Origin of the sequence: Corynebacterium sp. USCH3 (assembly GCF_037619475.1) — a bacterium.
In the GTDB taxonomy this organism is placed as follows: Bacteria; Actinomycetota; Actinomycetes; order Mycobacteriales; family Mycobacteriaceae; genus Corynebacterium.
Map to the genome: position 1 here is coordinate 365,217 of NZ_JAQPZT010000003.1, position 14,491 is coordinate 379,707.

General features: G+C 70.6%; 8 protein-coding genes. 6 read left to right on the forward strand and 2 right to left on the reverse strand.

The genetic code is table 11. The annotated features are described in order from the left end of the window. The first annotated feature begins 56 nt into the window (after positions 1-56). Genes PQI66_RS07900 through PQI66_RS07920 form a run of 5 tightly spaced genes read left to right on the forward strand, consistent with a single transcriptional unit; the run spans position 57 to position 11,308 of the window. Entirely contained in the window at positions 57-1,067 is a 1,011-nt protein-coding gene (locus tag PQI66_RS07900) for a TIGR02569 family protein (protein WP_339997289.1), read from the forward strand. Then, positions 1,064-4,405 carry an ATP-dependent helicase gene (locus PQI66_RS07905; RefSeq protein WP_339997290.1) on the forward strand — a complete coding sequence of 1,114 codons (3,342 nt, stop codon included), beginning with the start codon at positions 1,064-1,066 and terminating at the stop codon, positions 4,403-4,405. Before PQI66_RS07900 ends, PQI66_RS07905 begins: the two co-directional genes overlap by 4 nt. Beyond that, positions 4,406-8,011 carry a UvrD-helicase domain-containing protein gene (locus PQI66_RS07910; protein WP_339997292.1) on the forward strand — a complete coding sequence of 1,202 codons (3,606 nt, stop codon included), beginning with the start codon at positions 4,406-4,408 and terminating at the stop codon, positions 8,009-8,011. It abuts the gene before it with no gap. Between the two features lie 2 nt (positions 8,012-8,013). Further along, positions 8,014-9,087 carry a potassium channel family protein gene (locus PQI66_RS07915; RefSeq protein WP_339997293.1) on the forward strand — a complete coding sequence of 358 codons (1,074 nt, stop codon included), beginning with the start codon at positions 8,014-8,016 and terminating at the stop codon, positions 9,085-9,087. Positions 9,088-9,139: 52 nt separating this feature from the next. Next, positions 9,140-11,308 carry an ATP-dependent DNA helicase UvrD2 gene (locus tag PQI66_RS07920; protein WP_339997294.1) on the forward strand — a complete coding sequence of 723 codons (2,169 nt, stop codon included), beginning with the start codon at positions 9,140-9,142 and terminating at the stop codon, positions 11,306-11,308. A gap of 31 nt (positions 11,309-11,339) precedes the next feature. Here the strand turns inward: PQI66_RS07920 and PQI66_RS07925 are convergent, their stop codons facing one another. Further along, a complete protein-coding gene (locus PQI66_RS07925; RefSeq protein ID WP_339997296.1) occupies positions 11,340-12,218 on the reverse strand; it encodes a TOMM precursor leader peptide-binding protein in 879 nt (292 codons plus the stop codon). Between the two features lie 101 nt (positions 12,219-12,319). Between PQI66_RS07925 and PQI66_RS07930 the strand changes: the two genes are divergently transcribed. Further along, positions 12,320-12,904 (forward strand): M48 metallopeptidase family protein, encoded by a 585-nt coding sequence (locus PQI66_RS07930; protein ID WP_339997297.1) that lies wholly within the window; start codon positions 12,320-12,322, stop codon positions 12,902-12,904. Here the strand turns inward: PQI66_RS07930 and PQI66_RS07935 are convergent, their stop codons facing one another. Further along, entirely contained in the window at positions 12,905-14,386 is a 1,482-nt protein-coding gene (locus PQI66_RS07935) for a zinc-dependent metalloprotease (protein WP_339997298.1), read from the reverse strand. It abuts the gene before it with no gap. Positions 14,387-14,491: the final 105 nt, after the last annotated feature.

The window sequence follows — 14,491 nt, forward strand, 5'->3', positions numbered from 1 at the left end:
TGCATGTTCGAACGGCCACAGGGAACTGTCCGGAACGGAGGTTAGAGTGTGTAGCCATGATCGAGAACTCTGCATCGAATGCGCCTGTGCCTGCCGCCGCCCCGCCGGCCGCGATCAGGGCAGGATTCCAGGTCGCGCAGGCCACCCCGGTGGAACTCGGTGGTGCGTGGGGGGACGGCTGGCGGTGTGACCGCGCCGTACTGGTGCCGTCCGAGGACCGGGCACGGGCGACATGGACGGCCCGGATGATGGACCGCGTCCGTCCCGCGGGGGTCTCGGTGGCCCGTCCCCTGCGCTCCACCGACGGACGGTACGCGGTGGGCGGATGGACGGCCCGGGCGTTCCTCTCCGGACACCGGGCCCCCCGTTTCGACGAGACCGCGGCCAGTGCCCTGCGGTTCAACGAGGCACTCGACGAGGCGATGCAGGGGGCGGGGCGACCGGCGTTCCTGGACATGGCGGCCCGGCTGGCCGCCCCCGGCACAGCGACCGGTGAGCTCAGTGAGACGGAGCTCTTCGCGGTCGCCGAGGCAGCGGCATGGGCCGACGACCCGACCGACCTGCTCATGCCGGTCATGGATCTGACCGTGGTCCCCCGCGACGATGTCGCCGCGGCGATGGAGAAGGCCACCGGCCTGATGCTGCTGCGTGACGAGGTCTCCTCGACCGACCAGCTGGTGCACGGCGACGCACTGGGCTGCACGGTGTACGACGGTTACGCGGACCCGGCGATCGTCGACTTCGTGCCGGCCTGGCGTCCGGCCGCGTGGTCGGTCGCTCTGCTGGTCGTGGACGCCGTCGCCTGGGCGAACGCCGAGGACGGGCTGCTCGACCGGTGGGCGCACCTGCCGGAGTTCGACCAGCTCCTGCTGCGCGCGGTGATGTTCCGGCTCTTCGCCCACGCCGCGGTGCCGGGGACCCTGGCGCAGTCGTGGCCCGGCCTGTCGCGTGTCAGCGACGTCATCGCGGCCCGCGTCGGGGGAGTCCGCCGCGCCGTGCCGTCGACGGACGGGGCCGACGGGCACGCCACGGGCGCGGCGCACGAGACCGGGCAGACCGTTCAGTGACGGAGCGGACGAGGCGGGAGGCCAGGCAGGACGACGAACTGCGGCGTCGGATCGGCTCGGCCGGGACGGTCGAGGTGCGGCTGGACACCACCGCCACCGCCGGCAGTGGCGCCCCCTCGACACGGCAGTGGGACGGCCTGGCGGCGGCGCTGGTGGCCGGTGACAGGAGGGTGGACGCCCGGCTGCCGTTCTCCGTGTTGGGCGGTCCCGGCACCGGGAAGACCTCGCTGTTGGTCGACGCGGCCGTGTCGTTCCTCGACAACGGGGGTACCGCGGAGGAGGTCATGGTGGTCGCCCCGTCGAAGGAGGCGGCCGCTGACCTGCGGGACCAGATCACCGAGGCAGTGCGGTCCCGGGAGAACTACGCCACCACCGGCACGATGGTGCGGTCGGTGCACTCCTGGGCGTTCGCCTTCCTGCGCGCCGTGGCACAGGAGGACCAGGCAGGGCGTGCACCGCAGCCCCGGCTGATGACCGGTGCGGAACACGACCTCCAGATCAGGACCCTGCTCCGTGGCCACGCCGAGGACGGCACCGGGCGGTGGCCGGAGGACATCCGCCCGGCACTTCCCCTCGTCGGGTTCGCCCGTCAGCTCCGTGACCTGCTGCTGCGTGCCGCCGAACGCGGCGTCGACGCTGCGGGTCTGCGTGAACTCGGGGCACGGTACGACGAACCCATGTGGACCGCCGCCGCCGACTTCCAGCATGAGTACGACCAGATCCAGGCACTCTCGGCCACCAACAACCTCAACGCCTCCGAACTGCTGCACACCACCCTCGCCGCCCTGGACGCGCATCCCGGGGTGCTCGCCCGACACCGTGCACGGATCCGGCTGGTCCTCGTCGACGACGCCCACAACCTCGACCCGGCATCCGGTCGGTTCCTCTCCCGGTTCATGGTCCCCGGCGTCCGCAGTCTCGTCGCCGGAGATCCCGACCAGTGCGTCTTCCACTTCCGCGGGGCCGATGAAACCTTCCTCACCGGTATCGCCGCCCATGAGGACCGCCGCGTCGTGCTCTCCCGCTCCCACCGTCTGCCCCGTGACCTGGTCGCCGCGGTCAACCTGCTGGAGGGCCGTCTTCCCGCCCATCCCACCCGGGTGACGCTGCGCGACGGCGATGGCACCGGAGACACCGGTGACGGTGGCGGGCTGGCGGTGCGGCGGTCGCCGTCGCGGACCGCCGACACCCTCGTGGTCACCGACGAGATCAGGCGGGCCCACGTCGTCGACGGGGTCGCGTGGGACGACATCGCCGTCGTCGTGCGCTCGTCGGCGGACATCCCGGTCCTCCGCAGGGCACTGCTGTCGCACGGTGTCCCCGTCAAGGTCGATCCGACAAGCGTCGTCCTGGCGGAACAGCCACTGGTCAGGGTGATCCTGCTGGCACTCGACGCCCTCGTACGCCCGGTGAGCGGCGTGGAGATGCAGCAGCTCATCGAGAGCCCCATCGGCGGTGCCGACCCGGTGATGCTGCGCCGGGTGGAACGTGCGGTCGCCCCACTCCTGGCGGGGACGGGACTCCGCGCGATGGACGCGGTCACCGCGATCGTCACCGGACGCGCCTCGGCCGAGGAGCGGGAGCGCTGGACGGGCAGGTTCGGCCCGCGTGAACACCAGGTCGTCGAGCGCATCAGCCGGGTCATCGCGGCGGGGCGGGACGCACTGGAGCAGCAGTCGACGACCTCACCGGTCGAATCGGTGCTCTGGGCGGTGTGGCAGGCGGCGGACCTCTCGAACTCCCTCCAGGTGCAGGCTCTGCGCGGCGGCACCCTGGGTTCACAGGCGGACCGTGACCTGGATGCGGTGATGAGCCTGTTCGACCTCGCCGGAGACGTGGTCGAACGCACGCCCACCGTCACTCTCGCGACCTTCCTGGAGGACGTGCGGTCGCAGGAACTGCCCACCGGGGGACGCGACCGCCGGGGGGTGCGGCCCGACGCCGTGGAGATCCTCCCGGCCCACGCGGCCGCCGGTCGCCAGTGGGACGTGGTCGTCGTCGCCGGGGTGCAGGAGGACAGCTGGCCGGCCGGGCCCACCGTGGGCGGCCTGTTCGGGCAGCAGGAGCTCGTCGACCTCGTCGACCGCGGAATCTCACCGGACATCCCGGTCTCCCGGGCGGCGGCGGCCTTGTCCGAGGAACGTCGGCTGTTCCTGCTGGCCGTGTCCCGGGCGCGCCTGCGCACCCTGGTGACCGCTGTCGACCCGCTCGGCGACGACACCAGTGCGCCGTCGCGGTTCCTCGACGAGATCGCCGCCGCGGTTCCGGAATCAGACACGGAAACAGGTGCGGCGACAGATACGGGAACCGATCCGGTCACCGGCACCGGGGCAGGGGCAGGGGCCCGGACAGATACGGCGGTGGCCCTCCCGAGGGTGCTGGCACTGGAGCCGTTGGTCGCCGAGCTGCGTGACGTCGTCTGCGACGGCCGGCGCGCGGGCCATGAGCGCGCCGCTGCGGCGGACAACCTCGCCCGGCTCGCCGAGGCCGGTGTCCACGGGGCCGACCCCGACCAGTGGTGGGGTGTGGCGCCGCCGTCCACCACCGGCCCGGCGGTCGCGCCGCCGCGCGGGGACACTGCGCCGTCGGTCCGGATCAGCCCGACCACCCTGGAGTCGCTCGACGACGGATGCGACACCGTCGCCTTCCTGCGGGGACTCACCGGCGGCGCGTCGACCGAACAGATGAAGGTCGGCGTGCTCATCCACGCCGTCGCCGAGGGATTCGCCACCGGGCTCAGCCACGCGGACGCCCGCGACATCGTCGCCGACGCCGTCCCCCATCTCGTCGACGGCCCGGCATGGACGGCCGTCCCGCTCACCGAGAGCTGCCTCACCGCGGTGGACCGGCTCCACACCTGGATCCTCGAACGTGACGGGCTGGGCCGGGCCGTGGAGGTCGAGCGCACGCTGGAACGGACCATCGGCACCACCGGCGACGGGCTGCCGATCGTGCTCGCCGGGCGGACGGACCGGCTGGAGACCGACTCCGAGGGACGGACGACCGTCGTCGACTTCAAGACCGGACGCACCGCGAAGACCAAGAAGGAGGCCGCTGACAGTCGGCAGTTGGCCGCCTACCAGCTCCTCATCGACGGAGAGCCCGGCCGCACACCCGACGGGGCGATGCTGGTGTACCCACGACGGGACACCGCCGCGGTCACCGTCCTGCAGCAGGCCGCGATGGGTCCGGAGGAACTGGAGGAGTTCCGGGCGTTGGCGGTCGACGCCGCCACCCGTGCGGCCGGACCGGTGTACCAGGCCAGTGCCGACGGCTGCGACGGCACCGACCACGCATGTCTGTGCCCGGCCTGCCGGGCAGGGGAGCAGGTGATCTAGATGGGGACCATCGACCCGCACGAGCTGTCGGAGATGCTGGGCCAGCAGTTCGGACCCACCCGACAGCAGGCCGCCGTCATCGGCGCGGACCCCGGCCCGACCCTCGTCGTCGCCGGCGCCGGTGCCGGCAAGACCGAGACCATGGCGGCACGCGTCGTCTGGCTCGTCGCCAACGGACTGGTGGCCCCCGAGCAGGTGCTCGGACTGACCTTCACGAGAAAGGCGGCGCGGGAACTGGGCCAGCGTATCCGGCGCCGACTGCAGACCCTCGCCGACTCCGGGTTCCTCGACACCCTTCCTGCGGCCGATCCCCGCCACGAGGCGCTGCACAACATCATCCCCACCGTGTCCACCTACGACGCCTACGCCGGATCGGTCGTGCGCGAGTACGGTCTGCTGCTGCCGATGGAACCGGCCGGTCGCATCATCTCCGACACCGAACGCTGGATGATCGCCCGTGACGTCGTCAGCGACTGGCCGACCGGGTTCACGACCTCCCGCTCGCTGCCCTCGATCATCGACGACATGCTCGACCTCTCCGACGAGATGGACAACCACCTCGTCGACGCCGAGCGTGTCGACGAGGAGTGCCGGATCACCGCCGCCGAGATCGACGGCCTGCCGGACCGGGACGGCAAGGCGCTCAAGGGGGTCGACGGTGCACTGGACGCCGTCAACGACGCCCTGACCTACCGTCGGGAACTGCTGGAGGTGGTCGCCGCCTACCGGGAGACCCTCAGCGGGCGCAACCTGATGACCTTCGGACAGCAGATGTCCAAGGCCGCCCAGCTCGTCCAGTCGCACGGGCGCGTCGGAGAGGCACAGCGCCGCCGGTTCCGGGTCGTGATGCTCGACGAGTACCAGGACACCGGGCACGCCCAGCGGGTGCTGCTGCAGAACCTCTTCGGCAACGGCGCAGACCCGGAACTCACCGTCACCGCCGTGGGGGACCCGATGCAGTCGATCTACGGTTTCCGCGGCGCCACCGCGGCCAACCTCGCCCACTTCCGCACCGATTTCCCGACGGCCACCGGCCCCGCGCCGACACTCGAGCTCACCACCTCCTGGCGCAACCCCGCCCGTGTCCTCGACCTGGCGAACACGGTGTCACGGTGGTCCATGGACACCGACACCCCCATGGTGTCACCGCTGTCGGCACGCCCCGGGGCAGGGACCGGGGAGGTGTCGCTCGGCTGGTTCGACACCCGTGAGGAGGAACTCGACTGGCTCGCCGACGACCTGGCGGCCCGTTACCGGGAGCACCAGGCGCACCGGCAGGACGGAGGGGCGCCGTTCTCGGCCGCGGTGCTGCTCCGCAAGAACGCCGATGCCCGGCCCATCCACGACCTGCTGCGCGCCCGGGGGGTACCGGTCGACATGACCGCAGGTCCCGGCCTGCTGGACGTTCCCGAGGTCGCCGACGTGTTCGCCACCCTGCGTGTCCTCGTCGACCCCGGGGACGACATCGCCCTGCTCCGGTTGGTCACCGGGGTGCGTTGGAATATCGGGGCCGCCGACCTGCTGGCGCTGGCCCGACGTGTCGACCAGCTGTCGCGCCGGGACGCCCGTCCGGCAGGGGACGGGCCCCCGGACGCTCCGGGGGCCTCCGACGAGACCGGCGACGGGGCCTCCGACGCCGCGGGGTTGACCGCCCTGGTTACAGGCCGGGACACCGACACCCCGGCGCTGGCGACGCTGCGACGGCGGCTCGCCGAGATCGACCGTGACAGCAACCGCGTGTCGGTCGGTCTGGCGGAGGCACTCGCCGACCTGCGCGGCATGGAGAACTTCGGGATGTCCGCCGAGGGCGTCCGGCGACTCACCGAACTCGGCCGGGAGCTGCGGTTCCTGCGCCGGTACTCCCTGGCCAAACCACTGACGGACCTGGTCGCCGACATCGAGAACATGACCGGGGTCCGCACCGAGGTCCTCACCCGCTACCACCGTGACACCGACCGGTCGATCGGCACGAGCCACCTCGACAAGTTCGCCGACGTCGTCCGGTCCTTCTCGGATCTCAGCGCGTCGAGCCCCGGCGCCCTGGTCGACTACCTGCGGTCGGCCTCGGCCAGGGAGAAGGGGCTCGACCCCGGCGAGGTCGAGGTCCGTACCGACTGCGTCCAACTGCTCACCGTGCACAAGGCCAAGGGACTCGAGTGGGAGATCGTGGCCGTACCCCACGCGACCCGAAAAACCTACGCCGACGCGGTCAAACGGCCCACCGTGACCTCCTGGACCACCAACGCCCGGATCCTGCCGTCGGGCCTGCGTGGAGACGCCACCACCGGACCGGACGACGCCACCGGCGCACCGGTGCTCGACCTCAGCGACGTCGAGGACCGCAAGGGGGTGGTCGAGGCGCAGGACAGGTTCAAGGTCGAGCTCGGCGTGCACGCTGCCCGGGAGGACGACCGCCTGTTCTACGTCGCCGTCACCCGCAGCGAACAGACCCTGCTGGTCAGCGGGGCAGCCTTCAACAACGCCGACCGGAAGCCGGTCGACCCCTCGGTGGCACTCACCCTGCTGCGGGACCGTGCCCGGGCCAACCACCCGGAGTCGATCGTCACCTGGTCGGACCTGGGCATGGAGTATTCCAAGGCGGAGCTACGCCGCCTGGAGAAGGGGCCGCACCACCGGGAGGACCGGGTGATGGTGCCGGAGAACCCGGCCGCGCGCAACGAGCTTATCGCCGACGTCGACCGCGTCCCTCCTGCCGCCCCGACGGCGGTGTGGCCGCGCCCCACCCTCACCGATCCGGCGCGGGACGGCGCGGCGGCCGTGGCGGACGGCATCGACCGGGTCCGCGCGGCCCGACGTCACCTCGACGACGGCGGGGTGGACCGCCGCACCCCGGACCCCGGGACACTCGCCGACCAGTGGGACCAGGAGACCCGGGTGCTCATCGACGAGTACCGCGCCGCCGCCGTCCCCGAGGTCGTCGTCCCTCTGGGGGCACGCCTCACCGCCACCGAGGCGGTCTCCCTGTCCCGTGACCGCGCCGAGTTCGCCCGCCGCCGACGCCGACCGGTGCCGATGGAGCCGCGGCCGTACACCAAACGCGGCACAGCCTTCCACAACTGGGTCGAGAAGCACTACGGCGTCGCCAGCCTGCTCGACGAGGACGAACTGCCCGGTGCCGCCGACGCGACACTGACCGATCCTGCCCTGGAGCATCTCAAGCAGCGCTTCCTCGACAGCCGGTGGGCGCAGCGCACCCCCGAGAGCGTCGAGGGGTCCTACTCGGTCACTCTCGCCGGCCACGTCTTCGAGGGGCGGATCGACGCGGTCTTCCGGGACGGCGACGGGTGGGTCGTCGTGGACTGGAAGACCGGACGCCGCCCGAGCGGCGCCGAACTCGCCGCCGCCGAGCTCCAGCTCGCCGTGTACCGGCTCGCCTGGGCGAAAGTGCAGAGCATCCGGCTGGGGCGGACCGTCAGCCCGGACTCGGTGCGCGCGGCGTTCCACTACGTCCTCTCCAATGACACCTACGAACCGGGTACACTGCCGTCATCGGCGCAACTGGCCGCACTGATCGGGCACGGCAGCGACAACGGCGACAACGGCGACAATGGCGACAACAACACAGACGGCAGGGAGGGGGAGTGACGGTGAACGACAGACTCCGGGACCGGTTCCGGTCCGACTCGGACATCGACGCCCTCCCACCCCGGGCCCTGCTCAGGATCATCACCATCCCGGCCAGTGCGCCGGTCAGCCCGTGGTGGTTGATCAGCCGACGGATGCTCTACGCCCTGGCCCTGATCTTCGTCTCCTCGGCGGTGGTCTTCATCGACCGCGACGGGTACACCGGTGTCGTCACCTTCCTCGACGCGGTCTACTATTCCGCCGTGTCCCTGTCCACGACCGGGTACGGAGACATCACCCCGGTCACCCAGTCCGCCCGACTGGTCAACATCCTCGTCATCACACCGATGCGGGTCATCTTCCTGATCCTCCTGGTCGGCACGACACTGTCGGTGCTGACCGAGGAATCCCGCAAGACCCTGCAGATCCGCCGCTGGAGAAGGCACATGCGCAACCACACCGTCGTCATCGGCTACGGAACGAAAGGACGGGCCGCGACGACCGCACTGCTCGCCGACGGCGTGCCGTCCTCGCAGATCGTCGTCGTCGACTCCGACCCGGAAGCGTTGACCCATGCGTCCTCGCGGGGACTGGTCACCGTCCAGGGCCAGGCGACCCGGTCCGACGTCCTGAAACTCGCCGGTGTGACCCGGGCCCGGGCGGTGGTCGTGGCACCCAACCAGGACGACACCGCCGTGTTGATCACCCTCTCGGTGCGTGAGATCGCCGCCTCGGCGACGATCGTGGCCTCGGTCAGGGAGTCCGAGAACTCCCACCTGCTGCGGCAGTCCGGCGCGGACTCCGTGGTGGTCTCCTCCGAGACCGCAGGACGGATGCTGGGGCTGGCCACGGTCAGCCCGTCGGTGACCGGCATGATGGAGGACCTGCTCAGCCCGGACGAGGGATTCTCCGTCGCCGAGCGGGTGGTGGGGGAGGACGAGGTGGGCGGTAACCCCCGCAACCTCGAGGACATCGTCCTGGGCGTGGTGCGCTCAGGGGTGCTCTACCGGGTCGACTCCTCCGAGGCGGAGACGGTGGAACCCGGCGACCGGCTGCTCTACATCCGGCGCATCACCGGCGGCACCGACAGCAACTGACCTGAACCACATCCCCCGGCCACATCCCCCGACGGAGGCGAGAACACACACCGTGTCAGGACGACTCGACCAGCTCAACCTGGACGCACTGGATCCCGAACAGCTCCGGGCGGCGACCGCGCCCCGCGGCCCGGTGAGCATCATCGCCGGAGCCGGAACCGGCAAGACCCGGACGATCACCCACCGCATCGCCCACCTGGTGTCCGGCGGGTTCGTCAACCCCGACCATGTCCTGGCGGTGACGTTCACCAACCGGGCGGCGGCGGAACTGCGGGAACGGCTCACCATGATGGGCGTGGCGCGGGTGCAGGCGAAGACCTTCCACGCTGCGGCGATGCACCAGCTGCGCTACTTCTGGCCCAAGGTCATGGGGGACACCCCGTGGGAACTCCTGGACTCCAAGTTCCCGCTGGTCGCCAGGGTCACCCGGGCCACCGGTCTGGAACCGGACCGCACGCTGCTGGCGGACCTGCTCGGCGAGATCGAGTGGGCCAAGGCCTCGCTGATCGCGCCGACCTCGTACCCGGCGCACATCGGACCGGACCGCCGGGACTGTCCGGTGGAGCCGGAGAAGTTCGTGCGGATCTTCGAGGGGTACGAACAGGCCAAGGCCACACCGGAGCGGGTGCTGCTCGACTTCGACGACCTGCTGCAGTCCATGGCCGGCCTGCTCGAGTCCGAGGTCGGAATCGCCGACGAGTTCCGGGAGCGCTACCGCACCTTCGTCGTCGATGAGTACCAGGACGTGACCCCCCTGCAGCAGCGGCTGCTGGACGCCTGGCTCGGTGACCGTGACGACCTCACCGTCGTCGGTGACGCCAACCAGACCATCTACTCCTTCAACGGTGCGACCCCGGACCACCTGCTGCGGTTCTCCACGCGGTTCCCGGATTCCACCACGGTGCGGCTGCATCGCGACTACCGGTCCACACCCCAGGTCGTCGACCTGGCGAACCGGGTGATCGGCCAGGCCACCGGTCGCGCCGCAGGGACCCGGTTGACTCTGGAGGGACAACGTCCCCCAGGGCCTGACCCCGAGTTCTCCGAGTACCCGGACGAGACCGTCGAGGCCGATGACGTCGCGCGTCGTATCGCCGACCTCATCAAGCGTGGTGTCCCGGCCGCCGAGATCGCGGTGCTCTACCGCATCAACGCCCAGTCTGCGGCCTTCGAGTACGCCCTTGAGCAGGCGGGGATCGCCTACCAGGTCAAGGGCGGCGACGGGTTCTTCCAGCGTGCGGAGATCCGCCAGGCGGTGCAGGCGCTCGGCCAGGCGGCACGGAAGGTGCAGGCACGCGCCCAGAGGCAGGCCCAGGATCAGGCCCAGGACCGGGCCGAGGACGAGGCCGACGGCCCCACCGGCAGTCTCGTCGACCAGGTCCGGGCCGTCCTGCAGCCGGTCGGCCTGACCCCCACCGAGCCCGACGGTGCCCAGGAACGCCAGCGGTGGCAGTCGCTGAGCGCACTGGTCGACCTGGCTGCCGAACTCTCGGCCACCTCCCCGGGACTCGATCTGCCGGGGCTGATGGGGCTGCTCAAGGAACGTGCCCAGGCGAAGAACCCGCCCAGGATGCAGGGGGTCACCCTGGCCAGCATCCACGCCGCCAAGGGGCTCGAGTGGGACGCGGTCTTCCTCGTCGGGCTCGTCGACGGAACCCTGCCGATCCGGCATGCGCTCAAGGGGGCGCATGCGCAGGAGGCGGTGGAGGAGGAACGTCGGCTCCTCTACGTCGGTGTCACGCGCGCCCGCGAGCACCTCCACCTGTCCTGGTCGCAGGCGCGACAGCCCGGGGGGAAGGCGACACGTCGCAGGACACGGTTCCTCGACGGCATGGTGCCCTGGGAGGCCGAACGTGCCGCAGCACAGAAAGCACAGCAGAGTCAGCAGGCGCGGCAGAACCAGAAGTCGAAGCCCCGGGACTCCTGCGACACCTGCGGGGCCCGGCTCACCACCCCGGAACAACGGATCCTCGGGTTGTGTGACGCGCATGCCGGCGACATCGACCAGGTGCTCGTCACCGAGCTCCGCAGCTGGCGCAGCGCGACGGCCAAGACGAGGGACGTGCCGGCCTATGTGGTGATGAGCGACGCGACACTGCGCGCGGTGTGCCACCGGGCCCCGACCACGCCGCAGGAGCTGGTCCAGGTCCCCGGTATCGGACCGATGAAGGTGGAACAGTTCGGCGAGGACATCCTCGGCATCATCCGTAACTTCCGCTGACCGGCTCGCTGACCGGCTGTCTGAGCAGGCTTCACCGTGCCGGGGATGCCCGACACGACGGGCACCCCGGCAGACGCGCCACCGGCGTGTCCGTGCAGGTCAGCCGGACCGGGTCGAGGAACCGTCGGACGTCCAGGCCGTCCGGCGTCCACTCGGACAGCGGACGGCCGCTGCCCAGGGCGTCCCGGACGATTCCGGCGATCACCGCGGAAGCGACGCCGGTCATCCCGGACCCTGTCGGCCCACTGCCGCCGGGGGACTGCGCGCGGATGAGCCGCCAGTCCGGGTCCTCACCCAGGAGCATGGTGTCGAGGCACGTCAGGCAGGCGGTGTCCCCGGGGCGGACGAGGGGGCCGACGACGACCTGACCGTCAACCACGCCGCAGGGTAGGTGCGGTACGCCCTGTCTCATGAGCCGGTGGGTGACGTCCTGCGGGGGAAACAGCTGACCGGCGAGGACGACCAGGGATGACGGGGTCAGCCGTCCGAAGGCGGGCGCGCCGGGCGTGACGGTGGCGGCGGTGACGCCACGCCGCAGCAGGTCCTGCAGGACCGTCCCCGTCGTGGCGGAGGGACCCGTGACATACACCGGGGAGTCGGACGCGGGGACCGTGCGTAGCAGGCCCGCCGTCATCAGGTCGGCCACGACCCCGGCCGCGTGCTCGTGGGTGAAACCGCAGTGCCCGAGCCGTTCGGCGAGCTCACCGGAACCCACCGGGCGCATCGACTCCCGCACGACGAGCATCACCTGGTTCGCGGAGACCCCGGCGGGCATCTCCAGCACGAGTGAACGCCCCGGGAGCGTCCCGAACTGGAGGTGGTGTGGTGAACGCAGGATCAGTGAGGTCGCCTCCCGCAGCATCACCATCCTGTCCGCCCCGACGTCACCCCCGACGACAGTCGACGTCATGTAAAATCCCCCTGACTGGCACACAAGCTCTCGACATGCACAGTGTAGCCCGCGTTCCGTCACTGTGCAGCAGGTCGACGAGAGACCGCGGAAGGTGACTCATGGCAGGACGGCGGCGTACCCCCACCAGGGCGCAACTGGAGGTTGTCGACGACTTCGCCCCCGACGTCGAGATCCGTCTGTCGGCCCGTCGTGAGCGCACCTTCGCCGGACGGATGGAGCGGGGCAGGGTGATCGTGCTGGCGCCGATGTCGATGGGGGCGACGGATCTCCGGCGCAGCACCTCGGACCTGGTCGACCGCGTCCGGCGGCGGAACAGTGCGGCCGCCGGCCAGGCGTCGGACGATGACCTGCTGCTGCGCGCGGCCGAACTCAACGACAAGTACCTGGAGGGACGTGCGGAGTTCCGGAGTGTGCGCTGGGTGGGGAACATGACGCGCCGCTGGGCGAGCTGTTCGGTGGACTCGGGCCGGATCAGGGTCTCTGACCGGCTCAAGGACGTCCCGGGGTATGTGCTGGACTCGGTGATCATCCATGAACTCGTGCACACGTGGATCCCGGACCACGGCCCGGACTTCCACGTGTGGGCGGCGAAAGCCCCGCAGGCGGAACGCGCTGCGGGGTACCTGGAGGCGTACGGACGGTGGGGCGTCGGCCGGGGTGACGAGTCCGGCGACGTGGACTGACTACCTGTCGTCGTCCGTCGTGCCGCCGCTGCCGGCGTCGCCGTCATCCTCGGCGTCGGGCGCGTCGAAACCCTTGTTGATCTCGCGTTCGAGACGTTCGATCTCGCCGATCGGGTCGAATCCGTCGACGTCCTCCTGGGAGGCGAGGATGGAGTCGATGAACCCGGCCGGGGAGTCGAGGTCACTGTCGACGGGGAGGAAGTCCGGGTGGTTCCACACGTCGTCGCGGCGCTCCGTCCCCACGGCGACGGTCAGGCGGCGCCAGAGTTCCGCGGCTTCCGAGGCCTTCGGTGCAGAGAGACTGATGCCCACGGTCTTCACCAGGGACTCCATACCGGGCTGGTCGTTGTCCCGGTAGACCGACCAGGCGGCACCGATGCTCGAGGCGACCGGGAGTCGCTCGCCGAGCGCCTCACCGACGACGACGTCGACCCACCCCTCGATGAGTGACAGGCTGGTCTCGAGCCGGACGCGGGCATGGTCGGTGGAGGAGACGATGGTGGGGGACAGGTCGGAGTTCTGCAGTTGCGACATCATCTCCTGGAGTTTCTCCGGGTCACCGAGCATCTCGGGGTTGAACTCCTGGCTGGCCTCCTCCAACGCCGAGTTGTCGAGACTGAGTCCCGTGGCGAACTCCTCGACATCGAGGATCACCCGCTCGACCAGCCACGGCACGTGCTGGAAGAGTCGCAGGTGGGCGGCCTCCCGGGCGGCGAGGTAGATCAGCGTCTCACGGCGCTCGGCGCCGAGCTTCTTCGACAGCTCGTCGAGGCGGTCGGTGGCGATGGCGGCGACGGAGCCGTCGGCGAGCGGGATGCCCCACTGGGTCGACATGGCGACACTGCCGGCGAGCTCACCGAGGGCGCGACCGAGCTGCATACCGAAGTTCATGCCGTTGACCTGGCTGAAAATACCCGTCATCGGGCCCATCTGGGACCGGATCTCCTCGGGCATGCCCTGCATGGTCGCGTCACCGAGCTTCTCGGCGAGCGGGTTGATGACACGCTTCCACCGGGGGAGCGTCTCGTCCAGCCACTGGGATCCGGTGAAGGCGACCGAGCCGGTGGCACCGGCGGGCAGGGAGGTCGCCTCGTCCAGCCAGAGTTCCACGAGCCGGACGGATTCGGCGACCGCCTGGCTGTCCTTCGATGCCGGTCGGCTCTTCGCCGCGCTGCCGGACAGCTGCTGACGGGCGATCCGCTCCGCCAGGGCGTAGTTGACCGGACCCTGTGCGTCCGGCGAGTTCATGTCCTTGCCGAATCCGCTCAGCATGGAGCCGAACTGGCCGAGGATGTCCCCGAGCCCCGGTCCCTGCTGTCCGCCCTGGGACCCGTTCCCGCCCTGGGGTCCGAAGAACATGCCGAACGGGTTGGCTCCGAAACCGAACGGGTCGTTGCCGGAGTTGCCGTTCTCGTTCTTCCGCCGACGCTCGTCGTCGGACTCATCGTCGGGACCGTTGACACCGAATCCGAAATTGCTCATGCCTCGAGCGTACCCGCGTGTCTCGGCGGCCCCCACTGTCGTCCGTGCGCTGACAGCGAACACCGTCGATGTCCAGCCGGGGCTGTAGAGTGACCCGGGTGAGTT

Bases quoted from the DNA above. Each gene is read 5' to 3' on its own strand.
- PQI66_RS07900 (WP_339997289.1), top strand. From the start codon at position 57: ATGATCGAGAACTCTGCATCGAATGCGCCTGTGCCTGCCGCCGCCCCG.
- PQI66_RS07910 (WP_339997292.1), top strand. From the start codon at position 4,406: ATGGGGACCATCGACCCGCACGAGCTGTCGGAGATGCTGGGCCAGCAG.
- PQI66_RS07925 (WP_339997296.1), bottom strand. From the start codon at position 12,218: ATGACGTCGACTGTCGTCGGGGGTGACGTCGGGGCGGACAGGATGGTG.
- PQI66_RS07930 (WP_339997297.1), top strand. From the start codon at position 12,320: ATGGCAGGACGGCGGCGTACCCCCACCAGGGCGCAACTGGAGGTTGTC.
- PQI66_RS07935 (WP_339997298.1), bottom strand. From the start codon at position 14,386: ATGAGCAATTTCGGATTCGGTGTCAACGGTCCCGACGATGAGTCCGAC.